Source organism: Pelagerythrobacter marensis, from assembly GCF_001028625.1.
Lineage (GTDB): Bacteria > Pseudomonadota > Alphaproteobacteria > Sphingomonadales > Sphingomonadaceae > Pelagerythrobacter > Pelagerythrobacter marensis.
In genome coordinates this window covers 2358452-2384771 of the sequence record NZ_CP011805.1, presented here as the reverse complement: position 1 = coordinate 2384771, position 26320 = coordinate 2358452, and the positions used below count along the sequence as shown (strand labels likewise).

Annotated in this window: 27 protein-coding genes; 14 read left to right on the top strand and 13 right to left on the bottom strand. The window is 64.9% G+C overall.

What is annotated here, in order from left to right; genetic code table 11:
- The first annotated feature begins 88 nt into the window (after positions 1 to 88).
- From AM2010_RS11280 to AM2010_RS11255, 6 genes are all read left to right on the top strand, one after another.
- Positions 89 to 343, top strand: coding sequence for a DUF6489 family protein (locus tag AM2010_RS11280; RefSeq protein ID WP_047807145.1), 255 nt, complete (start codon positions 89 to 91; stop codon positions 341 to 343).
- An 11-nt stretch (positions 344 to 354) separates the two neighbouring features.
- Positions 355 to 1638, top strand: a complete 1284-nt coding sequence (mnmE, locus tag AM2010_RS11275; RefSeq protein WP_047807144.1) for a tRNA uridine-5-carboxymethylaminomethyl(34) synthesis GTPase MnmE — start codon at positions 355 to 357, stop codon at positions 1636 to 1638.
- Positions 1639 to 1731: 93 nt separating this feature from the next.
- Positions 1732 to 3591: a tRNA uridine-5-carboxymethylaminomethyl(34) synthesis enzyme MnmG gene (mnmG, locus tag AM2010_RS11270; protein ID WP_047807143.1), complete on the top strand. Its 1860-nt coding sequence runs from the start codon at positions 1732 to 1734 to the stop codon at positions 3589 to 3591.
- On the top strand, positions 3588 to 4220 hold the full coding sequence (gene rsmG, locus AM2010_RS11265) for a 16S rRNA (guanine(527)-N(7))-methyltransferase RsmG (RefSeq protein ID WP_047807142.1): 633 nt from the start codon (positions 3588 to 3590) through the stop codon (positions 4218 to 4220). Before mnmG ends, rsmG begins: the two co-directional genes overlap by 4 nt.
- Positions 4217 to 4993 (top strand): ParA family protein, encoded by a 777-nt coding sequence (locus AM2010_RS11260; protein ID WP_047807141.1) that lies wholly within the window; start codon positions 4217 to 4219, stop codon positions 4991 to 4993. Before rsmG ends, AM2010_RS11260 begins: the two co-directional genes overlap by 4 nt.
- The gene (locus AM2010_RS11255) at positions 4990 to 5964 is read left to right on the top strand and encodes a ParB/RepB/Spo0J family partition protein (RefSeq protein ID WP_047807140.1); all 975 of its coding nucleotides are present in this window, start codon (positions 4990 to 4992) and stop codon (positions 5962 to 5964) included. The genes AM2010_RS11260 and AM2010_RS11255 overlap by 4 nt, the downstream gene beginning before the upstream one ends.
- 90 nt (positions 5965 to 6054) lie before the next feature.
- Here AM2010_RS11255 and AM2010_RS11250 read toward each other — a convergent pair whose 3' ends face one another.
- Positions 6055 to 6960, bottom strand: coding sequence for a glycine zipper 2TM domain-containing protein (locus tag AM2010_RS11250; protein ID WP_047807139.1), 906 nt, complete (start codon positions 6958 to 6960; stop codon positions 6055 to 6057).
- Between the two features lie 119 nt (positions 6961 to 7079).
- The gene (locus AM2010_RS11245; RefSeq protein WP_047807138.1) at positions 7080 to 7562 is read right to left on the bottom strand and encodes a GAF domain-containing protein; all 483 of its coding nucleotides are present in this window, start codon (positions 7560 to 7562) and stop codon (positions 7080 to 7082) included.
- Positions 7563 to 7624: 62 nt separating this feature from the next.
- On the opposite strand from AM2010_RS11245, the gene AM2010_RS11240 reads away from it, so the two are divergent.
- Entirely contained in the window at positions 7625 to 9082 is a 1458-nt protein-coding gene (locus tag AM2010_RS11240; protein ID WP_053044070.1) for a PQQ-dependent sugar dehydrogenase, read from the top strand.
- A 47-nt stretch (positions 9083 to 9129) separates the two neighbouring features.
- On the opposite strand, the gene AM2010_RS11235 is transcribed toward AM2010_RS11240, so the two are convergent.
- Positions 9130 to 9957: an ATP-binding protein gene (locus AM2010_RS11235; RefSeq protein ID WP_047807136.1), complete on the bottom strand. Its 828-nt coding sequence runs from the start codon at positions 9955 to 9957 to the stop codon at positions 9130 to 9132.
- Entirely contained in the window at positions 9957 to 11702 is a 1746-nt protein-coding gene (locus tag AM2010_RS11230; protein ID WP_047807135.1) for an acyl-CoA dehydrogenase family protein, read from the bottom strand. The genes AM2010_RS11235 and AM2010_RS11230 overlap by 1 nt, the downstream gene beginning before the upstream one ends.
- A 40-nt stretch (positions 11703 to 11742) precedes the next feature.
- Between AM2010_RS11230 and AM2010_RS11225 the strand changes: the two genes are divergently transcribed.
- The gene (locus AM2010_RS11225) at positions 11743 to 12693 is read left to right on the top strand and encodes an L-threonylcarbamoyladenylate synthase (RefSeq protein WP_047807134.1); all 951 of its coding nucleotides are present in this window, start codon (positions 11743 to 11745) and stop codon (positions 12691 to 12693) included.
- A gap of 29 nt (positions 12694 to 12722) precedes the next feature.
- Here the strand turns inward: AM2010_RS11225 and AM2010_RS11220 are convergent, their stop codons facing one another.
- The 6 genes from AM2010_RS11220 to AM2010_RS11195 form a co-directional block, all read right to left on the bottom strand.
- A complete protein-coding gene (locus AM2010_RS11220; RefSeq protein WP_047807133.1) occupies positions 12723 to 13058 on the bottom strand; it encodes a hypothetical protein in 336 nt (111 codons plus the stop codon).
- 67 nt (positions 13059 to 13125) lie between these two features.
- Positions 13126 to 13956 (bottom strand): head GIN domain-containing protein, encoded by an 831-nt coding sequence (locus AM2010_RS11215; protein ID WP_047807132.1) that lies wholly within the window; start codon positions 13954 to 13956, stop codon positions 13126 to 13128.
- Positions 13957 to 14131: 175 nt separating this feature from the next.
- Complete coding sequence (locus tag AM2010_RS11210) at positions 14132 to 14665, bottom strand: CarD family transcriptional regulator (protein ID WP_047807131.1); 534 nt, start codon at positions 14663 to 14665, stop codon at positions 14132 to 14134.
- A 244-nt stretch (positions 14666 to 14909) separates the two neighbouring features.
- A complete protein-coding gene (gene fdxA, locus AM2010_RS11205) occupies positions 14910 to 15248 on the bottom strand; it encodes a ferredoxin FdxA (protein ID WP_047807130.1) in 339 nt (112 codons plus the stop codon).
- Positions 15245 to 15568: an RNA-binding S4 domain-containing protein gene (locus AM2010_RS11200; protein ID WP_047807129.1), complete on the bottom strand. Its 324-nt coding sequence runs from the start codon at positions 15566 to 15568 to the stop codon at positions 15245 to 15247. The genes fdxA and AM2010_RS11200 overlap by 4 nt, the downstream gene beginning before the upstream one ends.
- Entirely contained in the window at positions 15568 to 18105 is a 2538-nt protein-coding gene (locus tag AM2010_RS11195; RefSeq protein ID WP_420834978.1) for a helicase-related protein, read from the bottom strand. Before AM2010_RS11195 ends, AM2010_RS11200 begins: the two co-directional genes overlap by 1 nt.
- Before the next feature lie 191 nt (positions 18106 to 18296).
- Between AM2010_RS11195 and AM2010_RS11190 the strand changes: the two genes are divergently transcribed.
- The 6 genes from AM2010_RS11190 (at position 18297) to AM2010_RS11165 (ending at position 22944) form a co-directional block, all read left to right on the top strand.
- Positions 18297 to 19922, top strand: a complete 1626-nt coding sequence (locus AM2010_RS11190; RefSeq protein WP_236699454.1) for a M23 family metallopeptidase — start codon at positions 18297 to 18299, stop codon at positions 19920 to 19922.
- Between the two features lie 73 nt (positions 19923 to 19995).
- On the top strand, positions 19996 to 20991 hold the full coding sequence (gene hemB, locus AM2010_RS11185; protein ID WP_047807128.1) for a porphobilinogen synthase: 996 nt from the start codon (positions 19996 to 19998) through the stop codon (positions 20989 to 20991).
- A 2-nt stretch (positions 20992 to 20993) separates the two neighbouring features.
- Positions 20994 to 21551, top strand: coding sequence for a GNAT family N-acetyltransferase (locus tag AM2010_RS11180; RefSeq protein ID WP_047807127.1), 558 nt, complete (start codon positions 20994 to 20996; stop codon positions 21549 to 21551).
- Positions 21544 to 22101, top strand: coding sequence for a GNAT family N-acetyltransferase (locus tag AM2010_RS11175; RefSeq protein ID WP_047807126.1), 558 nt, complete (start codon positions 21544 to 21546; stop codon positions 22099 to 22101). The genes AM2010_RS11180 and AM2010_RS11175 overlap by 8 nt, the downstream gene beginning before the upstream one ends.
- The gene (locus AM2010_RS11170) at positions 22083 to 22670 is read left to right on the top strand and encodes a gamma carbonic anhydrase family protein (protein WP_047807125.1); all 588 of its coding nucleotides are present in this window, start codon (positions 22083 to 22085) and stop codon (positions 22668 to 22670) included. Before AM2010_RS11175 ends, AM2010_RS11170 begins: the two co-directional genes overlap by 19 nt.
- Positions 22651 to 22944 (top strand): DUF167 domain-containing protein, encoded by a 294-nt coding sequence (locus tag AM2010_RS11165; protein ID WP_047807124.1) that lies wholly within the window; start codon positions 22651 to 22653, stop codon positions 22942 to 22944. Before AM2010_RS11170 ends, AM2010_RS11165 begins: the two co-directional genes overlap by 20 nt.
- Here AM2010_RS11165 and AM2010_RS11160 read toward each other — a convergent pair.
- From AM2010_RS11160 to AM2010_RS11150, 3 genes are read right to left on the bottom strand one after another with little or no spacing between them, the layout of a single operon-like run.
- Positions 22941 to 23582, bottom strand: coding sequence for a YoaK family protein (locus AM2010_RS11160; protein ID WP_047807123.1), 642 nt, complete (start codon positions 23580 to 23582; stop codon positions 22941 to 22943). The genes AM2010_RS11165 and AM2010_RS11160 overlap by 4 nt on opposite strands.
- 34 nt (positions 23583 to 23616) lie before the next feature.
- Complete coding sequence (locus AM2010_RS11155) at positions 23617 to 25209, bottom strand: cisplatin damage response ATP-dependent DNA ligase (protein WP_047807122.1); 1593 nt, start codon at positions 25207 to 25209, stop codon at positions 23617 to 23619.
- Positions 25210 to 25211: 2 nt separating this feature from the next.
- Positions 25212 to 26216 (bottom strand): ligase-associated DNA damage response exonuclease, encoded by a 1005-nt coding sequence (locus AM2010_RS11150; RefSeq protein WP_047807121.1) that lies wholly within the window; start codon positions 26214 to 26216, stop codon positions 25212 to 25214.
- Positions 26217 to 26320: the final 104 nt, after the last annotated feature.

Genomic DNA, 26320 nt, shown 5'->3' with positions numbered 1-26320 from the left:
GGTTGCGATTGTCTGCTCCGGGCTTAACGCTTGCGCGGGGTCAATGCCAAACCCAGTTTATCTCCCGACCCCCAACGGAGGAAGCGCTATGAAGGTCCATATAGAGATCGACTGCACGCCGGAAGAAGCACGGACCTTCATGGGCCTGCCGGACGTGGGCAAGGCCAACGACGTCTATGTCGAGATGATGGCCGCGGCGATGAAGGGCGTCAGCAATCCCGATCAGCTGCAGGATTATGCCCGCAATCTGGCGCCTATGGGGCAGATGGGACTGAAGATGTTCCAGAGCTTTGTCGAAGGTGCCTCCCGCGCCGATAAGAAGCCTGAGAGCAGCAAGGACTGAGGCCGAAGGTCTTGTCGCAAGATACGATTTTTGCCCTTTCGAGCGGCGCACCGCCGGCGGCAATCGCGGTCGTTCGTGTCAGCGGCCCGGGCGCGGGCAGGGCGCTCCGCGTTCTGGCTGGCGACACGTTGCCGTCCGCGCGCCGGGCCTGTGCTCGCACTCTTCGGGCCGGGGACGGCAGCGAACTCGATCATGCGCTGGTGATCTGGCTGCCCGGGCCCGCCACGGTAACCGGGGAGGATGTGGCCGAGTTTCATCTCCACGGCGGCCGCGCGGTGGTGGGTGCGGTCCAGCAGGCCCTGGGGCAACTTCCGGGTCTTCGCCCCGCGACAGCAGGAGAATTTACCCGCCGCGCATTCGCCAATGGCCGCATCGATCTTGCGGAGGCGGAGGGCCTGGCGGATCTGCTGGAATCGGAAACCGAACTGCAACGCCGTGCGGCGATGGCGCTCGCAAGTGGCGGTCTGTCAGCCCAAGTAGACGAATGGCGCGACCACGTTCTTCTGCTGTCGGCGGAAGTCGAGGGCGTGCTCGACTTTTCGGACGAGGAAGATGCCGCAGATCTGCCGCCATCGTTCACGGACAGGGCGAACACGTTGACGGCCGAACTTTCTGCATGGCTCGATCGGCCGCGCGCAACGGTCTTGCGCGAAGGATTTCGGGTCGTTCTGGCAGGCCCCCCAAACGTTGGAAAATCCACGCTTTTCAATGCATTGGTGGAGAATGAAGCGGCGATAACCTCGCCCGTGGCGGGGACGACCCGCGACGTGATCGAGCGCGCCGTCGCGATGGCAGGCATTCCTTTTACGTTCGTCGACACCGCCGGATTACGCGAGGCGGGGACCGACGAGATCGAGGCGATCGGCATTGCGCGTGCGGAGGATCAGCTTTCCCGCGCCGATCTTGTTCTCTGGCTTGGAGAGGAGGGCCAGGGCCCCTCTGGCTGCTGGGAAGTCGATGCGAGAGCCGATGACGCCACGCGCGAGGTCAAGAGTGAGAAGGCTATAGCGGTGTCTGCGCACACCGGGAAAAACCTGGACGCTTTGCGAATGCGGTTGATCGATCATGCGCGTGCGGCCATGCCGGCGCCGGGCGAGGTCGCGCTGACCGATCGGCACGCTGAATTACTGAGCGAAGCGCGAGCAGCACTGAATGGTATTCGCGGCGATCTCGATCCGCTGATCGCAGCCGAGCATCTCCGGCTGGCGCGAGCTGCGTTTGATCGCCTCACCGGGCGCGCATCGACAGAAGATATGCTCGACACGCTGTTCGGTCGGTTCTGCATCGGAAAGTAGTGTTCCACGTGGAACATCAAAGTAGGGTAATCCAAGCGCTTCACGTGAAACGCTGTCTTTGACCGTGTCCTGCCAATCGCCTATCTGCAGTCCATGCGTTCCTACGATGTCCTGGTAGTCGGCGGCGGCCATGCTGGCGTGGAGGCGGCGAGCGTCGCCGCCCGGATGGGCGCGCGGGTGGGACTGATCACGTTCGATCCCGACAGTATTGGCGCGATGAGCTGCAATCCTGCGATCGGCGGGTTGGGCAAGGGGCATCTCGTACGCGAAGTCGACGCTTTCGATGGCGTGATTGGCCGGGCGGCGGACGCGGCGGCCATTCACTACAGAATGCTCAATCTGTCCAAGGGCAGTGCGGTCTGGGGCCCGCGGGTACAGGCGGATCGCAAGTTGTTCCGCGCCGCTGTGCAGGGCGCGGTTCGCGAGCAGGCCGGTCTGGAGGTTATTCCAGGTGAAGTCGTGGCCTTGGTGATAGCCGGCGGGGCCGTTGCCGGGGTCGAACTCGGCGATGGCAGTCAGGTCGCTGCGACCGCGGTTGTGCTGTGCACGGGCACGTTTCTCGGCGGTCAGCTGTTCCGGGGGGAGGAGCGCTTTGAGGGTGGGCGCATTGGGGAGAACGCCGCCCACCGCCTAGCCGCGCAATTGCGGGAGGCAGCACTCCCGATGGCGCGGCTCAAAACCGGGACCCCGCCGCGCCTCGATGGACGCACGATTGATTGGGCGCGTTTGCCGGAGCAGCCTTCCGACGGGGCGAGCTGGACAATGTCTCCGCTTACGCCCGAGCGTCGGAACCCTCAGGTGTTCTGTGCGATCACTCGCACGAACGCGCAGAGCCACGATATCATTCGCAGCGGACTCGACCGGTCGCCGCTGTTCAGCGGCGCGATCGATGCCGAGGGGCCGCGGTATTGCCCTTCGATTGAGGACAAGATTCATCGTTTCGGAGATCGCGACGGGCATCAGGTATTCCTGGAGCCTGAAGGACTGGACACGAATCTCGTCTATCCGAACGGTATCAGCACTTCGCTTCCGGTCGATATCCAGCTGGCGATGTTGCGGAGTATGGATGGGCTCAGCCATGTCGAGATGGTCGTTCCCGGCTACGCGGTGGAATACGATCACGTCGATCCGCGTTCGCTGACGCCAGGGCTCGAACTGCGCAATCTGGCCGGGCTTTACTGCGCCGGTCAGATCAACGGCACAACCGGGTATGAAGAGGCGGCGGCTCAGGGCCTTGTTGCCGGCATGCACGCGGCCGCCAGGGTGTTGGGTCGCGATCCGGCACCGCTTGATCGCGCCAATTCCTATCTTGCGGTTATGGTCGATGATCTGACGCTGCAGGGCGTCAGCGAGCCCTATCGGATGCTCACGTCGCGCGCGGAGTATCGGCTGCGCCTGCGGGCCAACAACGCAACCACGCGTCTGACGTCGATTGCGATTGCCGCCGGTTGCGTCAATGCGGAACGGCGCGAATGGTTTCGTGAACGCGAAAAGCGTCGCAATGTCTGGGCAACCGAATTTTCACGTGAAGTTGCGGCGACGGAGCTGGTCGGCGCGGGCTTGTCGGTGCGGCGCGATGCCGGGGGCAATACGATCGAAGCGTGGTTGCGATACAATGGGGTCGATCTGGAGGCGCTCTCGCCGTGGCTGTCCGAGGGTTTGGATCCGGGCGAGAATATCGCGCAGGAAATGGCTGAGGACGCGGTTTACGCGCCCTATCTCGAGCGGCAGGAAGCTGAACTGCGCGATTTGCGAGCGAGCGAAGTCGTTCGGCTCGGTTTCGAGTTTCCGTTCCGTGATGTCCCCGGGCTTTCAAACGAGATGATAGAGCGTCTGACGGCGGCTCAACCGCAGACGCTCGCCGCCGCCGGTCGTGTGCCGGGTGTGACACCGGCTGCGCTGTCAGCTTTGCTCGTGCATGCCCGTCGTCATGAACGGCAGAAAGTCGCGTGATCACCGGAGAATCCGAGGCCCGCGATTTCGTCTCCGCGCGCTGCGACAGAGCCGCGATGGAAAGGATCGAGCGATTCATTCAGTTTCTGCGTGAGGAGAATGCGCGGCAGAATCTTGTGGCTCATTCGACATTGGAGACTGTCTGGCAGCGCCACATCGCCGATTCGGCTCAACTGTTGGATTGTGTTCCACGTGAAACAGACGGGGTCTGGCTCGATCTGGGCAGCGGGGCGGGGCTGCCGGGACTGGTAGTGGCGGCGATGCGACCGGATTGGCCGGTGGTCCTGGTGGAATCGCGGAAAAAGCGCATCGAATGGCTCGATCGCATGATCGCCACGCTTTCGCTTGATCATTGCCGGGTCGAGGGCGATCGGTTGGAGAGTGTCGAGACTTTCCCCGCGGCAGTCATTTCCGCGCGTGCTTTCGCGCCGCTGGAGCGTATCATCAGGTTGTCCTCCCGATTTTCCACAGGCGACACACTCTGGCTGTTGCCCAAGGGGCAGTCGGCGGCGCAAGAATTGCAGGACCTGCCAAAGCGGCAGAGGGCACTGTTTCACGTGGAACAGTCGCAAACAGACCCGAGGTCGGGCATCATCGTCGGCCACTTGGCCGGAAAGGCGGGGTCATGATCACAATCGCGATTGCAAACCAGAAGGGCGGGGTCGGAAAAACGACGACCGCCATCAATATAGCGACGGCGATGGCCGCGACCGGTTGGCGCACGTTGCTGGTCGATCTTGACCCTCAGGGAAACGCCTCGACCGGCATGGGCGTCGCCGCCGCGGACCGGGAAGGATCGAGCTACGACATTCTCGTCGATCAGGTGCCCCTGGCCGAATGTATCCATGGAACCTCGATCCCGGGGCTCGATATTGTGCCCGCGACGGTCGATCTCAGCGGAGCGGAAGTAGAACTGGTTTCGGTGGAGGACCGCACTGCGCGCCTGCGCTCGGCGCTTGAGGAGCACCGCGGCCATGAAATCTGCTTTATCGATTGTCCTCCGTCGCTCGGCCTTTTGACCCTCAATGCCCTCGGTGCGGCGGACACCCTTCTGGTGCCGCTTCAATGCGAGTTCTTCGCCCTGGAAGGTCTCAGCCAGCTATTGCAGACCGTCGAGCGTGTGCAGCAGCGCTTCAACCCCGCGCTGGGGATCGTAGGCGTTGTTTTGACCATGTTCGATCGCCGCAACAGGCTGACCGATCAGGTGGCGGACGATGTGCGCGACTGCCTCGGGAATCTGGTGTTCGAGGCGGTCATCCCCCGCAACGTGCGCCTTTCCGAAGCGCCCAGCCACGGTCTTCCGGCGCTCGTCTATGATCATGCCTGTGCCGGCAGCCGGGCCTACATCGCCCTCGCGCGCGAACTGATAGGCCGCTTGCCGGAACGGAGGAAGGCGGCATGAGCGACCCGAGCGATCCAATCCGCATAACCACACCGCCCCGCAATTCCGCCGATCGGAAGAGGAAGCTCGGCCGTGGCCTAGGGGCCTTGCTGGGCGAAACCCAGCGCGAAGAACCGCTTACGCGTGGACGATCCGACGGCGGCGATACCGACAGCCACCATGACGGGGCAGTGCGTGGTGGCCTCGCATCAATTGCGACTTCGGCGATCGAACCCCTGCCGGGGCAGCCGCGCCGTCGATTCGATGAAGATGCGCTGGAAGAACTCGCCGCTTCTATCGCGCAACGCGGTGTCATTCAGCCGGTGATTGTCCGTCCGCTTGCCGGCGGGCGCTATCAGCTGGTCGCGGGGGAGCGGCGCTGGCGCGCGGCGCAGAAGGCGAAAGTGCACGAGATTCCCGCGATCGTGCGCGAACTCGACGAAACCGAGGTGATGGCCCTCGCGCTCATTGAGAACATTCAGCGCGAAGACCTCAATCCGGTGGAAGAGGCGCGTGCTTATCAGGGGCTTTCCGAACGACAGGGAATGACGCAGGCCGAAATTGCGCGTCTCGTCGACAAGTCGCGCAGCCATGTCGCAAATTTGCAGCGACTTCTGAGCCTTCCGACCGAAGTGCTCGACCTGATCGAGGATGGGGCCCTGTCCATGGGGCACGCACGCGCCCTGATCGGACACGAATCGGCGATTGAGCTGGCGATACGAGCGGCAGAGCAAAAACTGTCGGTACGCGAAGTTGAAAAGCTGGCGGCAGGCCCGCTTGCGTCCGAACAACGACGCAAGCCCCGCAACTCGCGCGATCCAGCCAAGGATGCCGATATTGCCGCCGTGCAGAGCCATCTCGAAGAGTTTCTCGGCCTCAGCGTCAAGATCAAGACCGATGCAGATCCGCGATCGGGCGCCGTTACGATACGCTACCGCACGCTCGACCAGCTCGATCTTATTTGCCAGCGCCTGACCGGCGGCGATATCTAAGACTAGGTGTAAGTAGCTGAAAAATAAGGCGACGGCCGGGGAATCGACCGTCGCCTCAAACGCCGTCTCGGCAGCGTTACTGGTGTTGGCCTAGTGGCCCTTCACATACTTTATGCGCTTGTCGCCTCGTGGTGCGGGCCGTTGGATGCGCCGCTTTTTGGCTCGAGGGGCGGGCTCCGCTTCGACCCACTCCTCGGTCACATACTCGCGTACGACTGCTCGCTGGGGCACGGCGACGAGAACCGGCATATAGGCCATCGCTGGCCCGCAGGCGCAGCCAGCGCCGTAATACCCGGCTGCGGGCTGGGCATAGGCGTAGGGGGCAGGGTGCGGGTAAGCCTGAGCGGGTGCAGGGGCGTAGGCCTGTCGGTGCTGGTTGAGCCAGCTTTCGCAATAGTCCGCAGCCTCATCGCGATCCGTCGCCGCATTCACGGCACTGCCGATCGCAAGACCTGCCAGGCCGCCGACGCCGGCTCCGATCAGCGTTCCGGCCAGCCGTTCGCCATCGGCAACGCGATTGCCGATCAAGCCACCGGTCGCAGCGCCAAGCAGTCCGCCGATTATGCCGCCATTTCGCCGCTTTCCGTCCTGCGACCGGTACCGATCGCGACAGTCTTCCAGCCAGGCCTGCCGATCGAACCGGGCGTAGCCGTGCGGCGCGGCTGGCGCATGCACGACAGGGGCGGGCGGTGCTGCCTCTACATAGCCGCCATGATCGTCGTAGGCGCGCTCGTACTCGTATTCATACTCGTACTCTTCAGCGTCAGACGGGTAATCTCTCGCGTCCTCGATATACGGCGCGGCTCTGCGGTGAACTTCCGTCGGCTGGGCCGGCGCGGGTACGGGCTGGACCACCGGTTCGCGCCGATAGACGACTTCACCCTGCGGCTGAGGACGGGCGTATTCATACGTCATCTCCGGCTGCGCGGATGCCGGAAAAGCGGTCAGCAGCACACCCACGGCAGCGCCCGGGAAGATCACACGGCGGGCAGTCATGGTCGATTCCCCTTGTTCGTTAGGCCAGGTCTATTCCCGGACTTAACGAAAAATCTACCATTACTATCCGCTCCAGCCCACGCGAACGCGCGGATTGTCCCGATTCGGGGCGAAGCCGATCAGATGCGGTTAGTCATAAGTTCGGCGAGTGCGCCGATACCCGCCGCATCATCCGCGTCGAACCGAGCGGGCGTGGGACTGTCGAGGTCGATGACGGCGACTGTACGGCCATTGCGACGCAGCGGCACGACGAGTTCCGAACGGCTGGCGGCATCGCATGCGATATGGCCGGGAAATGCGTGAACATCTTCCACCAATTGCGTTTCGCCCGACTCGACGGCCGCCCCGCAAACGCCGCGGCCGATGGGAATACGAATACAGGCGGGCCGCCCGATAAACGGGCCGAGAACGAGCTCGTCTTCGATCATCCGGTAGAACCCGGCCCAGTTGAGGTCGGGGAGAAACTCCCACATCAGCGCGGCGACGTTTGCCATGTTCGCAACGCCGTCCGGCTCGCCAGCCGTCAGCGCATCGGCTGCAGCGTGCAGTTGACGATAGAGTTCGGTCTTGGGCAGCTCGGGATCGGCAGAGAAATCGTACATTCGCGCGATGTAGGGTGCCGGGGCATTGCCGCAAAGCCCCCCAGCGCGTAAATCCGGCCTCTATGAGCACCAAGCGCAAGATCCTGATTTGGGTCCTCGTCCTTCTTCTCGCCCTGATTTTCGCAGTCGTGTGGCTGTTGCAGGGCGACGAAGCCGAAGTTCCGGTGGAGGAAGTTACGGGGGCCGATCCGGTCCTCGCCGAACCCGATTCCGAGATGGTACCGACCGTTCGCATCGCCAAGCCTGTGGGTTGGGATGAGGGCGAGTCGCCGCAGGCTGCGGAAGGATTGGCCGTCACGCGCTTCGCGGAAGGGCTCGAACATCCGCGCGTCATCCACACCCTTCCCAACGGTGATGTGCTTGTCACTCTGACACGGGCACCGGAGAATGAGGAGGGCGGCGGTTTCGTCGACTGGGTGGCAGGGCTGCTGATGTCGCGCGCCGGTGCGGGCGGTGATTCGCCGAACCAGCTCGTTCTCCTGCGCGATGGCGACGGCGATGGCGCGGCGGAACAGCGGTTCGTCCTTACCGATTCGCTCGATTCGCCATCGGGGATCGCCTGGGCGGAAGACACGCTCTACATTGCCAATCACGATGCCCTGATTGCAGTGCCGTACGAGCTTGGCTCGACCCAGATCACCGCCGAACCGCGCCAGCTGATGGCATTGCCGGCAGCCGGCAACCACTGGATGCGCAACATCGCGCTCGATCCTGAGGGAGAGCATGTCTACGTCGCGGTCGGATCGGCGTCGAACATCGGGGAAAAGGGGATGGAGGCCGAAGAAGGCCGCGCCGCCATCTGGGAATATGATCTGGCGGAAGACCGCCAGCGCCTGTTCGCCACCGGTCTTCGCAACCCCAATGGGCTCGACTGGAACCCCTGGAGCGGCGAACTGTGGACCACGGTGAACGAGCGCGACATGCTCGGTTCGGACCTGGTGCCCGATTATCTCACCAACGTGCCGATCGGGGCGCAGTACGGCTGGCCCTGGGTCTACTGGAAAGACAATTTCGATCGGCGCGTGACCGCCCCGATGCCGAACTTCCTGGTCGAATATACGCGCCGGCCGGAATATGCCCTGGGCCCGCATGTGGCCGCCCTTGGGCTGGCTTTCAGCGAGGAAGGTGCGCGAATGGGGCCGCGGTTCGACAGCGGCGCCTTTATCGCGCGCCACGGTTCGTGGAACCGTATTCCCGCTGCGGGTTATGACGTCGTCTATGTCGCTTTCGACGAGCGCGGCAATCCGCTGGGCAAGCCGTTGCCCGTGCTTACAGGCTTTTTGACGGGCGAGGGTACGACGCGCGGGCGCCCGACCTGGGTTGCGTGGGCCGGTGACGGCGCGCTGCTGGTCAGCGACGACACAGGCGGGATCATCTGGCGCGTGGTTGCGCCCGGTTCCGAGCCGGCCGCGGCCATAGAGCGGATCAGAGGCACATCGCTCCCGCCGCAGCGCGAACTGGGCGGCAATTCCAGCGCGACCTTCAGCGACGATTACGCCCGCGAAGGGGTTCAGCCTTAATCCCTGGCCTCAGGGTGCAACGCCCAAAAGGCGGGCGTCGTGCTTGGCTAGAGCGCGCGCCCTGAACGACCGGCCAGTTCCACGATATACTGCCACGCAGTGCGGCCCGACCGGGCGCCGCGGCGGTGTGCCCAGGCGATGGCTTCGGCCTGGTCCCAGTCGAGGCCATACTCTTCGGCATAGCCTGCGACGATTGCGAGATAGTCGTCCTGCCCGCAATTGTGGAATCCGAGCGTGAGGCCAAAACGATCCGCCAGCGCCAGCTTGTCGTCCACCGCGTCGCGCGGATTGATCGGGTCATCCTGCTCGCTGGCCTGACGCGGCACGATCGCCCGCCGGTTCGCGGTCACCGCCAGCCGTACATTGCCCGGGCGCGCTTCGACCCCGCCCTCCAGCCATGAACGCAAGTGACGCGGGCCGACCGAATCGTCGTCCGCAAACCCCAGATCGTCGATGAACACGAGAAAGCCCCGCTCAACGCGGGCCAGTTCGGAGAACAGCTGAGGCAGCGTGTCGAGCGCATCTGTGCCGGCCTGGACCAGAGCGAGCGACTGGCCGGTATCCTTCTGCGCTTCGGCGACTGCTGCGCGCACCAGCGCCGATTTTCCCATCCCGCGCGCGCCCCACAGCAGCATGTCGTGAGCCGCATGGCCGCGAGCCAGGCGCGCCACATTGGCGGCGACCGCATCGCGCTGCGCCTCCACCCCGCGCAGCAGGTCGAGCCTGATGGACGCGAACGTTTCCAGCGCGCGGCCGGTGGTCCCATCCCAGACATAGGCCGGTGCGTCCCGCCAGTCGGCAATGGCTGGCGAAGACCCGGCAAGACGTTCAAGCGCGTCGGCAATGCGCGCAAGCGGATCGCCCTGATCGGCCATCAGCGAGCGAATTGCGCGCTATCGAGCACGTACAGACTTTCCGCCCCTGCCGTTGCCGATGCGCGAAGGCCGGCGGCCTCGGGCACGATGCGATCCAGGAAGAACCGGACAGTGGCCTTCTTGGCGTCTGCCAGCCCCGCGAAATCGCCATCGTCGATTGTGCGCAGCTGTCGCATCAGTTGCCATCCGGCGACGGCGACCGCGCTCATCGTGCAGAATGGCACGCTGCCGGCCAAGCGATCGTCCAGGCTGGCCTCATCACGCATCCATTCACCGATCGCACGGCAAGTGGTCGCCAGCTGCACGAGACCGTCTTCCCCGCCGGCATCACGCGCGATATCGTCCATCAGCCCGGCGAAAACAGCGCCGTTTTCCAGCCCGAGCTTGCGCGTGACAAGGTCCGCGGCCTGGATACCGTTCGTCCCTTCGTAGATCGGGGCAATCCGCGCGTCGCGATAGAGCTGCGCCGCGCCGGTTTCCTCGATGAATCCCATGCCGCCGTGGACCTGTATGCCCAGGCTGGCCACTTCCACTCCGGCATCGGTGCCCCATGCCTTGATCAGGGGAACCAGGATTTCCGCCCTGCGCTGGGCCGCTTCGTCGCCCAGCGTCCCCCGGTCGACCTGGCCCGCAGTGTGGTAGAGCAGGGCGCGCATCCCCTCCGTCAGGGCCTTCATCCGCATGAGCATTCGGCGCACGTCGGGATGTTCGATAATCGCCACAGGGGTCTTGTCCCCCGATCCTGCGCGTGCCGACTGGACCCGGTCGCGCGCATAGGCGACCGCTGCCTGCGTTGCGCGTTCGCCCATCTGCACGCCCTGGCTGCCGACGTTGATGCGGGCGTTGTTCATCATCGTGAACATCGCCATGAGACCGCGATTTTCCGCCCCTACGAGTTCGCCGATGCAGCCACCCTCGTCGCCATAGCTCATGACGCAAGTGGGGGAGGCATGGATGCCCAGCTTGTGTTCCAGGCTGACGCAACGCAGGTCGTTTCGCGCGCCCAGCGTACCATCGTCCGCAACATGGTATTTGGGGACGAGAAACAGCGAGATTCCGCGGCTTCCCTCAGGCGCATCGGGCAATCGGGCCAGCACCAGATGGATGATATTCTCGGCGAGTTCGTGCTCGCCCCAGGTGATGAAGATCTTCTGGCCGGCGATGCGGTACTTGCCGGCGTGTTCGCCCTCTTCGATCGGCGTTGCGGTGGCGCGCAAAGCGCCGAGGTCGCTGCCTGCCTGAGGCTCGGTCAGGTTCATCGTGCCGGACCACTCGCCGCTGACCAGCTTCGGCAGGTATTTCGCCTTCTGCGCCTCGCTGCCGTGATGTTCGAGAGCTTCGGTCGCGCCGACGGACAGCATCGGCAGGAGACTGAAGGCCATATTGGCCGTACCGAGATTTTCCAGCACGTTGCAGGCAAGCGTGAAGGGAAGCCCCTGGCCGCCGAACGCGGTCGGGCCGGCGATCGCGTTCCATCCTTGCTCGACATAGTGACGATAGGCCTCGGCAAAGCCTTCGGGCGAGCGCACTGTCCCGTTGTCGAGGATCGCCCCTGCCTCGTCGCCGGAGCGGTTGAGAGGAGCCCATTCGCCGCTCGCGAATTGCCCGATTCCCTCAACGATCGCTTCCACCATGTCGGGTTCTGCCGCGGCGAATCGTTCGGACGCGGCGAGCCCGGCGATGTCGGCATTGGCGTGGATCGCGAGCAGTTGATCGGCGGTTGCGGGGGTGTAGTTCACAGGCATTCCTCTTGGCTTTGCGCATTGGCAGATATAGCGCTCGGGCATGAGCGGCAAATACGTTACGGAAACGGCACCGGCAAACCGGGCGGGTATCGCTCGCGCCGCGTCGATACTGCGCGCCGGGGGGCTTGTCGCGGTCCCGACCGAAACCGTTTACGGCCTCGCCGCGCGGGCCGACAGCGCCCCGGCGGTGGAGAAAATCTACCACGCGAAGGGCCGGCCGGATTTCAACCCATTGATCGTTCACGTGCGCGATGCCGACCAGGCGGCACGCTATGCCACGCTGAGCGGTACCGCTGCGCGGATTGCCGGCACATGGTGGCCGGGGCCGCTGACGCTTGTGCTTCCGCGTCGCACCGATGCCGGGTTGGCGCCGGCGGTGAGCGCCGGTCTGCCGACGGTGGCGATGCGCGTGCCGAGCCATCCCATAATGCGCGCGTTGCTTGCCGAATGCGATTTTCCCCTGGCCGCTCCGTCGGCCAACCGCAGCGGGTTCATCTCGCCCACGACTGCCGCCCACGTGCTGGCTTCGCTCGACGGAAAGATCGACCTGGTGCTCGATGCCGGGGCTTGTCCGGCGGGCGTTGAATCGACCATCCTTGCGATCCGCGAGGATGGTAGCTGGGAGGAACTGCGTCCCGGCCCCTTCGATCTCACCGCTTTGCGTGGTCTGCCGGCGACGGGGGCACCGGCGGACCCGGCTGGCGCGCCGGTGGAGGCACCGGGGCAGCTTGCCAGCCATTATGCGCCGGGCAAGCCTGTCAGGCTGAACAGTCAGGAGCCGACGTCTGAGGAGTTTATGATCGGCTTCGGGTCGATTCCTGGCGATGTCAGCTTGTCCGCTGCAGGTGATCTGGCGGAAGCGGCTGCGCGCCTCTATTCCTGCCTGCACGATGCCGCGCGATCGGATAAGCCCCGGATCGCGGTTGCGCCGGTCCCCGGCGATGGGATCGGTATCGCGATCAACGACCGGCTTCGCCGCGCAGCCGCCTGAACGCAGCCGTGCGAGTCTAGCCGGGCGAGCTAGCGCGGTTCAGGCTCGCGCGGAACGCTGGGCAGGAGAACCTGAATTTCCGCGTAGGTCTTGCGTGCCTTGTCGCAGGCGCGACGGTCGCCGTCGGCACATTCGCGCATTTCCTTGTCGTACTGCCTTTCCAGCCGGCCAAGCTCTTCTTCGCGCTTGCGCAGTTCGCGCCCGCGCTTCTCGTCCGCTTCGGACTGGCTGGTGGTAGCGACGTCGATAGCCTTGCCGGCGACGCGCACCGGCGCTGTCGCCACATCGAAAGCCGTCTTGGCGAGGCACCCGCTAAGAGCGAGCGACAGGGGGAGCAGGGTCGAAATCAAAGCTATGCCGCGCATGGAAGGCCTCCTTGAGCGCGGCATAGCCGATTGTTTGCGCAGGTGCGATGAACGATCGCCAACTTTGTTACGTTTGCGGCGCCTGCGGGGGTTCGGGCGCCGCAGGCGGCTCCGGTGCGGCCGGCGGCTCAGGCGGCGATGGGGCTGCATTGTCGGCTGTGCCAGCGGCATTCCCGTTCTTGCAGGTAAGCGTGCCCGAACCCATCGTGTTGACCGTGCAGCGGGCGGAGCCGGAAACCGTGACGTCGCCCGATCCCATGATGGTGGCTTCGACGGTTCCGTCCGAAGCGAATGCCGCATCGCCGGCACCGGCAATCGTGATTTCGGCGTTGCCGACCTGCAGGCCGTCCATTTCCGCCTTGCCGGAACCGGCGACCTTCAGTTCGAGTGAATCCACTCGTCCTGCTGCGTGATAGGTGCCCGATCCGGCAATCGTCACATTCAAGGTGCCGGCATCGACTCTCGCGGTGCGCGCAGTGCCACTGCCGGCGATGGTGACTTCCGCATCGCCATCGAGCATGTCGGCCTCGATCGTTCCCGATCCGGCAAGGACCAGCTTCTCGACCCGGGGCAGGGTGACGCGCACCGTTGCCTTTCCATCGGCGCTGCGCAGACCGTCGCTTTCGCGCATGATGCCCAGCGTTTCGTCGTCGAGCGTGAAACGCAGTTCGTCTATCGCCGCATCGTCACCGCTTACCGAGATGTCGAATGTGTCGCCCCGGGCCACGACAACGTCGTCCGGGCCGGCCAGAACAACTTCGACCGGCGTCTTGCCGGTTGTGTCGAGTTCGGAAAGGGGCACCCCGTCCGAACCGCCGATGTTGATCGTTCCGTTGCAGCCTGATGCCAGTATCATCGCGGCGATCGGAACCATACTCTTCAGGATCTTGTGCAGCATTCGTGTTTGTCCTCATATCGGGACCCGAGCGCCCAGCATGACGCTCTCGGATCTCCCAGCCCGTATTGCTGATGTAATACAGCGCTCGGGGTTACGCAACAGTCATGCAAAAAGGGCCGCTCGTTAGAGCGGCCCTTGATCGGCTTACGCCGGCGTTTCGTCGAAACGGGAAGCGTCAGGCTTCCTCGGCATTTTCGTAATACTGGGGCGCATGTTCGCGCAGGACCGCGAGGATCTTTTCGAGCGCAGCAGGCTCGTCGGTCTTTTCCATCGCGGCCAGTTCGCGTGCGAGCCGGCTTGAGGCCGCCTCGAAAATCTGCCGTTCGGAATAGGACTGTTCGGGCTGATCGTCGGGGCGGAACAGGTCGCGGGTCACTTCCGCGATCGAAACCAGATCGCCTGAATTGATCTTCGCTTCGTATTCCTGCGCCCGGCGGCTCCACATCGTGCGCTTGACCTTGGGCTTGCCCTTGAGCGTTTCCATCGCTTCCTTCAGCGTCTTGTCGCTCGACAGCTTGCGCATGCCGATCGCTTCGACCTTGTTCGTGGGAACGCGCAGGGTCATGCGCTCCTTCTCGAACCGGAGAACATAGAGTTCGAGCTGCATTCCGGCGATTTCTTCGTTCTGCAGCTCGATCACACGGCCTACGCCGTGCTTGGGATATACGACATAGTCGCCGACATCGAAGGCGGGAGCCTTGCTGGCCATGCACAAGTCCTTTCTGCGGTCGGAGCCTCCACACGACGAGTCAAATCGGTATCGACCGCACTCTCTAACGCGCGGGCGACTGCCAACTTGTCCTGTCGCGATTGGGCCGGACCTTTCCACATGTCACGCCTGCGATCGGACGAACGCCGATGCAGTTGGTGTATTATATAACACACTCGTAACAAAATTGCGAGTCCGGCATGAGACTCACCGCCCGTTCGAGGCGGCGGACGCTGCGCGCGCGTTAGTCGCCTTCGCCGGGTTCGGGCGAGAAGAACTTATCGAACTTGCCATCTTCACCCTTGTGGTCGTCGGCATCGGCCGGCGGTTCCTTCTGGGTCGTGATATTGGGCCATTCGGCCGAATACTTCGTGTTGAGCTCGAGCCACTTCTCCAGCCCATCCTCGGTATCGGGCAGGATCGCCTCGGCCGGGCACTCCGGCTCGCAAACGCCGCAGTCGATGCACTCGCTGGGATTGATCACCAGCATGTTCTCGCCCTCGTAGAAACAGTCGACCGGACAGACCTCGACACAATCGGTGTACTTGCACTTGATGCAGGCATCGGTGACGACATAGGTCATTTCGGATCGCTTTCCTTCCTGGCTGGGGCCCGAAACAGGGGCCCGGTCGCTGCTATGGCGCTTTGCCCCTCCGGGTCAAGCACGCGATAGCAGGCACGTGCTTCCTCAGGCGGTCCTCGCCGGGTGGGAAGGGCGATCAGTTCGATCACGCGCACCGCCTTGCCGAGCGGAAAAGTGAGGGTATCGCCGCAGGCGACCGCTTCGCTGGCGCGCATCACGCGCTGGCCGTTTCGCCGCACCTGACCGGTTTCGACCAGCGCCTGCGCGCGGCTGCGTGTCTTGAAGAACCGCAACTGGCACAGCAGCCGGTCGATCCGCATCAGGGCACCTTCAGGTCCGCCAGAGCGGCGAAGGCGCTGTTGGCCGGCACTTTCGCTGCCGGTTTCGTCGGCGGCTTGCGGTTGCGGCCGGGCTGCCATTGCCAGGTCCCGGGCGCGGGCGGACCGAAGGCACCTTCTGCAAGCTGGCGGGCCGGCTGATAGCGGAAACCTGCCGCTGCCAGCAGTTTCCGCCAGCTTTCAGGGGTAAGGCCGGTCGAAATGGCCAGAGCGGGATCGAGCACGAAGCGACGTTTTGCCTTCTCGGCCCGGGTCTGGTGCGCCGCCCGCAGAATTTTCTCGCCGACATCGACCCGCACTGCCTGCCTGCCGACAGACCGGTACCCTGCGGGCAAGCGGCGGCCTGCCTCGATCACCGGCTGCATCGTGTCATGCACTGGCCGACGATCGCGCCCCAGGGCGTGAAGCAGCGTGCGCGGCGCGGGTTTGAGCAAGGCGCCCGCGAACACGTCGAGAGCCCCGAACGTGACGCCAAGGCGACGCAGGAAAGGTCGCATCTCTTTGGGCAAATGCTCGATCCCTGCGTTCTCGCGCGCCACCACTCCGTGTCCGGCCAACAGGTTGAGAAGGAGCGCACGGGCCTGCGATCCCGCTGCCGGGTTCTTCGCAGCTTCGGCCAGCTTCGCCAGGGGCGCGAGCGGGGACAGTTTGGCCGCCAGCCATTGCGAGAGGGCTGCCATCAGCCGCGCGCGCGCAGCTTCGGGAAGAAATCCCAGCTCTCGTGCCGGGTCCAGTCGCGGATCGAGCGGGTCGCCCGAATCTTCAATCCGGGCGAGCTGGTGCCCTTCCCAGTGCAGCGCCCCGCCGGCGATGGAAACGTCGGCCATATCGGACGCGATCAGCGTTTCCGCGCGCTCGCTCAGGATGCGGGGCAACGCCTTCTCACCTGCCGCCAGCAGCATCTTGCGATCATCATGGCTGGCAGAGTGATCCACGGAGAAACGGAAGCCGTCGATGCGCCCGATCGGTTCGTCTTCCACCAGCAGGTTTCCATCCTGTGCAAGGCTGACAGGCAGAAGGGCCGGATCGGTGCCCAGAGTTTTCATCAGTATCGCAGTCCTTCGGTTGACGAAACGTTCGGTCAGCCGACCGTGTAGCGCATCGGACAGGCGCGCTTCCACTGCCCTTGCACGCGCCGCCATTTCATCGCGAGCGAGAACCCAGTCCGGCCGCTGGCAGATATAGGCCCAGCTGCGAATGGCTGCGATGCGCCCCTGCAGCGTGTCGATATCGCCCTGAACCCGGTCCAGTTCGGCAATGCGCGCCGCGACGTAGTCGGCGCCGAGATAGCCGCCCCGCAGATCCTGCCACAACCGGGCGACGAAGCGGGCATGGACATCGGGCCCCAGCTGGCGAAAATCCGGGAGCGAGCAGGCTTCCCAGAACCGGCGCACCATGCCCGGGCCCTTGACGCCATCGGCAAGGTCTTCTGCGGCCAATCTCTTCAGCACTGCGAGATCGATTGCCTCGACTGCCGGGGCCAGTTCCGGCCTGTCGGGCGAAGCTTCCAGATCGGCAATCAGCGTCGCCAGCGTGTCGAACCGGGGCTGCGCTTCACGCCAGAACAATTTCGTCAGCGGAGCGAAGCGATGTTCCTCGATCGCGTAGACTTCTTCTTCGGAAAATTCCGGTGCCGGGCCCTTGATGCCGGCGAGTGTGCCGAACGTGCCGTCGGTCTGGTGCCGCCCCGCACGCCCGGCAATCTGCGCCATCTCCGCGGGGATGAGCCGCCGCTGGCGTACACCGTCGAACTTGGTCAGCGAAGCGAAGGCGACATGGGTGACGTCAAGGTTGAGACCCATGCCGATCGCATCGGTGGCGACGATGTAGTCGACTTCGCCCGACTGGAACATGGCGACTTGCCGGTTGCGGGTTTCGGGGCTCAGCGCGCCCATGACCACGGCCGCGCCCCCGCGATAGCGGCGCAGCATTTCCGCCACGGCATAGACCTGCTCCACCGAAAATGCGACGATCGCGCTGCGGGGCGGCAGGCGCGAAAGCTTGCGCGCGCCGATATGGCGCAACGTCGAAAAGCGCGGCCGGGATTCAATCGCTGCTTCGGGCACGAGCGAGCGAACCAGGGGTTCGATCGTCGCGGCGCCCAGCAGCATCGTTTCCTCACGCCCGCGGGCGTGGAGGAGGCAGTCGGTAAACACGTGGCCACGCTCGCGGTCGGCCGCGAGTTGCGCTTCGTCGAGCGCGACGAACGCCAGAGAGCCGTCGTCTCCCGATGCCCGCACTGTGCTGCGCAACGGCATCGCTTCCACCGTGCACAGGAAATAGCGCGCGCCGGGCGGTTCGATCCGCTCTTCGCCCGTGATCAGCGCAACTTGCGCTTCCCCCTTTATCGCCACGACGCGATCGTAGACCTCGCGCGCCAGCAGCCGCAGCGGGAAACCGATCGCACCGCTCGAATGGGCGCACATCCGCTCGATCGCGAGGTGAGTCTTGCCCGTGTTGGTCGGCCCGAGGACCGCCTTTATGCGGGAGCCTTCTGGATTGGAGGTCACACGGGGCAATGTGGCATCGCGGGGCGTCTGCGACAACCGTTCCGATCGCTGAGGCGAGGCAGTTCCCACGGATCGTCGCGGCCGCGACTCGCTTTGTCGCGGGTTAAGTGCGTGTTTACTTTAATCCGGCAGGGATTGCGGCTTAGGTCACGCCGGAGATCGGGTTGCGGCATTCCCCGCAACCGGCCGGAGGAGGCGCGGTGTACAAGCAGGGCGATGGAGACGCACGCATTGCCGCCGATTGCGGCGATGATCCGTGGCGTCCTGCGACCCTGTCGCATGCGCAGATCCTGTCCGGCGCAACGTCCCAGGTTATCCCGCGGGCGCAGACATTCGCAGAAAGGCTGGATACCTGGCGCGAGGATGCCTCCGCCCGTCTGGCGGCCCTCGATATTGCCCCCGATCTGGCGGAAGCGATCGGTAGCCGGCGCTGGTTCCGCGGCCTTGGCACCATGATCGGTCTTGCGGCGCTGGCAATGGCATTCTGGCCCGATTTCACCCCGGTCGAGGCGGCCCCCGCAATGGCCATGACCGACAGTGCGCGCGACGAGTTTCGCAGTCAGATGATCATGCCCCTGGCGCTGGGGGCGGATAGCGGGCGGCGCATGGGGGCAACGCAGCGCGTCGTCCCGCTGAAATCCGCGCCCGAACGGCCGCAGGTCGAATTGCTGGCCACATTGTCCCGCGGGGACAGTTTCACCCGCATGTTGCAGCGTGCCGGCGTCGGTACGGGCGATGCCGAGCGGGTCGCGGATCTCGTGGCGCGCTCTATCGCGCTCGATACGATCGAACCCGGCACGCAAGTCGACATAACGCTGGGCCGCCGGCCGCAACCGGGCGCGTCCCGGCCGCTCGATTCGCTTGCATTTCGTGCCCGTTTCGATCTCGAACTGGAGATCGCCCGCGATAGCGCCGGCAACCTCGCTCTCTCACGCAAGCCGATCCGAGTGGACGATACGCCGCTGCGCATTCGCGGTACGGTAGGATCGAGCCTCTACCGTTCGATGCGCGCCGCCGGTGCCCCGGCAAGCGCCGTGCAGCAGTATCTGAAGGCGCTGAGCGATCAGGTCGATATGGACCGCGCCGTGCGTTCGAGCGACACCTTCGACATGATCGTGCAGTACCGCCGCGCAGCGGCCGGAGACCGGCAGGCGGGGGATCTTCTCTACGCGGGTATCGAGCGCGGCGGCGAGCCGAGCACGCAGCTGATGCGCTGGGGCAGCAAAGGGCGATTTTTCGAGGCATCCGGCGTGGGCGAACAGCGCAACGGCCTGGTCGCCCCGGTGCCGGGGCCGATCTCTTCCCGCTTCGGTATGCGGCGACATCCCATCCTCGGCTATCGCAGGATGCATTCGGGCATGGACTTTCGCGCCGGTTACGGCACGCCGATCGTCGCGGTGGCCGACGCGCGCGTCACCAGTGCTGGCCGCGCGGGGGGATGCGGCAATGCGGTACGCCTCGACCATGGTGGCGGGCTGGCCACACGCTATTGCCATATGAGCCGCATGGCGGTGCGGTCGGGCCAAAGCGTGCGCCGGGGGCAGGTTATCGGCTATGTCGGTTCCACTGGCCTGTCGACCGGGCCGCACCTTCACTACGAGATGTATCGCAATGGGCGCGCGGTGAATCCCGCCTCGGTTCGCTTCGTCACGCGCGCGCAGTTGTCGGGTGCGGAACTGCGCCGTTTCCGCGCCGCGCTTGCCGATCTTCGAACGGTGGAGCCCGGCGCTGCGCTGGAGAACCTGGCACCGACCAGTTCCGAAGCTGCCGCGGCGGAACCGGTGCGCGAAATCGATCGGCTCGAAGACCCTCAGCGCATTCGGTAACCGGCGCGATCGATATCGCCCGGCGTCAGACTCGCGGCTTGTCCGCTGCGGGCAATTCCGGCAACAGATCGCCATGACTGGTTCCTATCCCTCCCTCCGGATGCGTCGCACGCGCGCGGCCGCCTGGAGCCGTGCGTTGCACCGCGAAATCGTGCTGACTCCCGCCGATCTGATCTGGCCTCTGTTCGTCACCGAAGGTTCGGGGGTGGAAGAACCGGTTGCAAGCCTGCCCGGCGTGTCGCGCTGGTCGCTCGACGGCATTGCCGCCCGGGCGAAAGAGGCAGTCGATCTCGGCATTCCCTGTCTGGCGCTGTTTCCCAACACCCAGACCGACAGGCGTAGCGACGACGGCGCGGAAGCGCTCAACCCCGACAACCTCATGTGCCGCGCAATCCGTGCGATCAGGGATGCTTGCGGAAACGATATCGGTATTCTCACCGATGTCGCGCTCGATCCCTATACTGCGCATGGGCAGGACGGGCTGCTCGACGGCGATGGCTACGTCGTCAACGACGATACGGTCGCCGTTCTCGTCGATCAGGCGGTCAATCAGGCGCAGGCCGGGGCCGACGTCATTGCCCCGTCGGATATGATGGACGGGCGGGTGAAGGCGATCCGCATGGCGCTGGAAATGGGTGGGCACCACAATGTCCAGATCATGAGCTATGCCGCCAAATATGCCAGCGCCTTCTACGGCCCGTTTCGCGATGCGGTGGGATCGGGCGGCCTCCTGAAAGGCGACAAGAAATCCTACCAGATGGACCCGGCCAACGGGGATGAGGCGCTGCGCGAGGTTGCACTCGACCTTGCCGAAGGGGCCGACAGCGTCATGGTCAAGCCGGGCCTGCCCTATCTCGATATCGTGCGCCGGGTGAAGGAGCGGTTCGAGGTGCCGGTCTTCGCCTACCAGGTCAGCGGCGAATACGCGATGATCGAGGCCGCCACCGCGGCTGGCGCAGGCGACCGCGATGCGCTGGTTCTCGAAACGCTGACGGCCTTCAAGCGGGCAGGATGCAGCGGCGTGCTGACGTATCACGCGGCCCATGCCGCGCGGCTGCTGGGGGCTTAGGCATGGCTGAATTTCGGCACGAAACGGAACGGCTCATCCTGCGTGACTGGCGCGAGGAGGATTGGCCGGCCTTCTGGGAAGGCACGAACACCCCGGCTGTGATGCGCTGGCTGGGCGGTGTAGGCGATGAAGCGAAGTGCCGCGCTGCGCAGGAACGGTTCCTCTCCTACCGGCGCGAGCACGGGCACACCTTCTGGTGTCTGGAGCGGCGCGAAGACGGCGAAATTCTCGGCTTTTGCGGCCTCAAGCGGTCGAACCAGCCCGGCGGCCCGATCGGCATGATGGAAGTCGGCTGGCGCTTGCGGGAGGACGCATGGGGCAAAGGCTACGCGAAGGAGGCGGCGCGGGCGTCGCTCGACCTTGCCTTCGATCGTTTCGATGCAGACGAGGTTATCGCCATTACCGTGCAGCGCAACGAAGGGAGCTGGGGGCTGATGAAGCGCCTCGGCATGCGCCGTCGCGAAGATCTCGACTTCGAAAGTGCCGAATTCGACGAGCAGGACCCGTTCATCATCGTCTACTCGATCGACCGCGCCACGTGGGAAAGCCGCAGTGGCTGATATTATTGCGGAAACGGACCGCCTCGTTCTGCGCACGATCGAGGAAGGCGACGCCGCGCTCCAGTATCGTCTGCTGAACACGCCTTCGGTCATGGCCCGTCTTGGCGGCGTCAAGGAACTGCACGAGATCGAAGCGAAGCACGCCAGGGGCATGGCGCTCTACGCGCGAGAAGGCTTCAGCTTCCTCTTCATGATCGAGAAGGCCAGCGGCGAGATGGTCGGCCATTGCGGCATCAAGCGGGTCGACAATCCGCTCGCGCCCAATCAGGGCGACCATGAAATCGGCTGGCTGGTGCGCGAGGATCGCTGGCGCAGGGGCTATGCCGAAGAAGCCATGCGGCCGGTGCTCGACTGGGCATTTACGCGTGTCGGCGCACCCCACGTCGTTGCCCTGACCAGCGAGGCCAATGTCGGAAGCTGGAAACTGATGCAGAAGCTGGGCATGGTGCGGCGCAAGGATCTCGATTTCGAAGACCCGGCGTTTCCGCCGCAGGATAACCCGACGATCCAGTATTCGCTCACGAAAGACCAATGGGAGAGCGCACAGTGACGACCAGCCGCCCCGGCGTGACGATCGTTCCGATTCACGGCAAGACCCCGACCATTCATGACAGTGCCTTTGTCGCGCCCGGCTGTGTCCTCATCGGGGACGTGACCATCGGGGCCGACAGCTCGATCTGGTACAATTGCGTGCTGCGCGCCGATGTCAGCCGAATCGTGATCGGCGAGCGCAGCAACGTGCAGGACGGTAGCGTTCTGCATTGCGACCCCGAACGGCCCGGCGATCCCGACGGCTCGCCGCTGCTGATCGGCGATGATGTGCTGATCGGGCACATGGCGATGATCCACGGCTGCACGATCGAGGATCGCGGCTTCGTGGGCCTCGGCGCGATCGCGATGAACAAGGCCGTGATCGGTTCCGACGCCATGCTGGCGGCCGGCGCAATGCTCACCGAAGGCAAGGCCATGGCTGCGCGGGAGCTGTGGGGCGGCCGCCCGGCACGCAAGATGCGCGACCTCGACGATGCGGCGATCGCCGGCATGCGGGCCGGCGTCGCCCACTATGTCGAAAATGGGAAGGCACATGCGGCCGCTCTCGATGGCGCGTCCAGGGCTTGAGCTTCCACCCGCACCGGCGATTTTCGCTCTGGCCGATGGGCAAGGTCGCCTGGCCTTGCGTGTCACGCCGGGCGCGCGCAGCGAAAGTATGGTGATCGACGGCGGTCGACTGCTGGTGAAAGTGCGTGCGCGGCCTTCGGACGGGGCCGCCAATGCCGCCGTTCTGGCGCTGTTGAGTAAGGCGCTGGGTGTCGGCGGGTCGCGGCTGCGAATGTTGCGCGGCGCAACTTCGCGGGACAAGTTGATTCAGTTGCCGGGGCGGGACGCGGGTTAGGCCCTGGCCCGCTCGACCCGTCTGGCGAGACCGAACAGGCCGGCTGCATACAACAGCGGCATCCAGGGCGCGATGGCCGGCAACGCCGTGGTCGCTGCTGCTCCAAGAACCGCCCCGACGGCCAGGCTGGCCCACAGTAGAAGATGGGCCAGATCCCCGCGTTGCCTCCGGCCGGTAAGCCGTGCGGCCAGACCCTGCCCGAACCGGACCAGTGCGCCGGTCATGTATGTCACGCCGACCGCAACCTCCCCTTCACGGCGGAAAGCGTTGTTGATCGCGCCCATTGCGAGCGCCGAGGCGCCCAGAAACAGGGCGGTCGTACCTGCGGCATGGGCAATGGCTCCAGCAGCTATCAATAGTGTTGAGAGTGCCAGTACGGACGTGGTCGCGGATTTCTCGCTCTTGTCGGCGACCACGGCGCCGCTTGTGACTCCGGCCACGAAGCACGCGATTAAAAGGATCGGCAACAGAGTTGCATCGGGTTGCATGATGGTTTCGACACCGAGCCGGGTCGTATTTCCCGACATGAACGAGACGAAATAACCATTGGCCGCGAGGAAGCCTGCCGCATCCACGAAGCCTGCCAGCCCCGCTATGCCATAGGCCAGCGAGCGGCGCGAAACGTCGTAGCGATGCATGATCCGCAGATCATGCCGCCAAGCTGCCGCGATTTCAATCCCGGACCAATGCGCGCAGTGTCTCGATCCGGTCGGCTTCGTGGACCGGTTTGTCCCAGCGGATGCGGTGGATGCGGGGGAAGCGCATGGCGAGGCCGGATTTGTGCCGGCGGCTTTCGTGGACCGAATCGAAGGCGACTTCGAACACGAGCGACCTGTCGGTTTCGCGTACCGGACCGAAGCGATTGATCGTGTGCGTGCGCACATGCCGGTCGAGGCGCTTCAGCTCCTCGTCGGTGAAGCCGGAATAGGCTTTGCCGACCGGCAGCAGGTCGGCCCCGGCGTCGGGGTCGCCGTCCCAGCAGCCGAAAGTATAATCGGAAAAGAAGCTCGATCGCCGCCCGCTGCCCCGCTGGGCATACATCAGCACGCAATCGATCAGCAGGGGATCGCGCTTCCACTTGTACCACAGCCCGGTGCGGCGGCCCGCGACGTAAGGCGAATCGCGGCGCTTGAGCATCAGCCCTTCGATAGCATCGTCACGCGCGCCTTGGCGGATCTGCGCCAGATCATCGAAGCTGCCCGCCTCGACCAGATCGCTCAGGTCGAAATGGGTTGCCGGCAGGCGCGGCATCAGCGCTTCCAGCCGGGCGCGCCGCTTGGCCCAGGGCAATTCGCGCAGATCCTCGCCATCCACGATCAGCGCGTCGTACAACCTGACGAATGCGGGCGCCTCGGCCAGCATTTTTCGGCTTACCGTCTTGCGGCCCAGCCGCTGCTGCAATGCATTGAAGCTGGCCGCGCCGCCTTTCTCACCGCCCTGGGTCGTGCCCCGCACGAGCAGCTCGCCGTCCAGAACGGCATCGACGGGAAGCGCATCGAGAAGTTCGGGGAAAGTCGCGGAAATATCGTCGCCGCCACGCGAATAGAGGCGGCTTTCGCCCCCGATTCGGACGAGCTGGACCCGGATCCCGTCCCATTTCCATTCCGCAGCATAGTCCGCCAGGTCGACCACGGTGTCTTCCAGCGGATGGGCCAGCATGAAGGGGCGAAAGGTGGGCAGGTTTGCCGTATCGGGCGGCGCGGCACCTTCCGCGGCCCAGGCGAACAGTGCGGAGTAGGGCGGAGCGAGGCCATGCCAATGTTCCTCCACTTCCTCCACCGCCACGGCGAATGCCCGGGCGAACGCGACCTTGGCGAGGCGCGACGACACGCCGATCCGCATCCCGCCGGTTGCCATTTTCAGCAGGGCGTAGCGGCCCGAGGCGTCGAGCCGGTCGAGCAGGTTCGCGAGCTCGACCGGGGCGCTCCTGCGGGTCATCGCGGTCAGCGCTTCGACCGCCTCCGTCACCGATGGCGGATCGTGCGGCACTTCGCCCGATGGCCACAGAAGGCTGGCGGCTTCCGCCGTATCGCCCACGAAATCGCGGCTCAACGTCCATAGAACGGGGTCGATCCGTTCCCTGAGAAGGTTGCGGATGGTTGACGACTTGACGGCAGGGAAATCGAGCCCGCCGGTCAGTGCAGCGAGGGTCCAGCCCCGGTCGGGATCGCCGGCTTCGCGCAGATACTCGGCGATCAGGCGCAGTTTCTCGTTCCGGCTCCGCGTATAGACCAGTGCATCGAGCAATGCGGCAAGCTGCTCCACCGCTAGTCGTCCTCATCCTCGTAACCGACCAGCGCGAGGGCGCGGGCGCGCCGCTGGTGGAGCTGGTGCCAGCGCAGCAGGGCCTCCTCGCGGCCGTGGGTGATCCAGGTCTCGTACGGATCGACTTCTTCCACCGTGCGGGTCAGTTCGCCCCAGTCCGCATGGTCGGATATGACCAGTGGCAGTTCGACGTTGCGCTGGCGAGCGCGCTGGCGCACGCGCATCCAGCCTGACGCCATGGCGGTGATCGGGTCGGGCAGGCGGCGGCTCCACCGGTCGTTGAGCGCCGACGGCGGGCAGACCACGACATGGCCGCGCATGGCATCCTTGTCCGCTTCGCTCACAAGCCGCAGTTCGCCCAGATCCACGCCGAAATCCTGGTAGAGACGGCACATCTTCTCCATCGCGCCGTGGATATAGATCGGGTCGTGGTGTCCGGCCGCGCGCAGTTCCGCGATCACGCGTTGGGCTTTGCCGAGGGCATAGGCACCGACCAGTACGCAGCGATCCGGGTGGGCGGCCAGGCGGTCGAGCAGCTTGCCGATTTCGGCACCGATCGGCGGATGGCAGAACACCGGGAGGCCGAAGGTCGCTTCGGTGATGAACACGTCGCATGCCGTCACCGCGAAAGGCGGGCAAGTCGGATCGGGCATGCGCTTGTAATCGCCCGTCACCACGACACGTTCGCCGGCATGTTCGAGCAGGATCTGGGCACTGCCGAGCACATGCCCGGCGGGGATATAGGTCGCATCCACGCCGCCGGGCAGGCGAATCGTTTCGTGATAGGCGACCGGGGTTGCCCCATCCGAAGTCGCGTAGCGCAACTTCATGATCGCCAGCGTTTCAGGCGTGGCGACGGTCCGTCCGTGACCGCCGCGGGCATGGTCGGCATGACCGTGGGTCACGAGCGCGCAGTCCACGGCCTGCGAGGGGTCGATCCAGCAGTCGGCGGGGACGACATGGATGCCGTGCGGCTCGGGCCGGATCCATGCGAAATCGCGCGCCATATCGCTAAGAATGGCGCTGCGTGGTTGCGGTTCCGCCGGCGGGCTGGGCGATACCCGAACGCGGTCGCCGCAGCGGCCGCGTTCGGTGCATCGAATGGACGTTG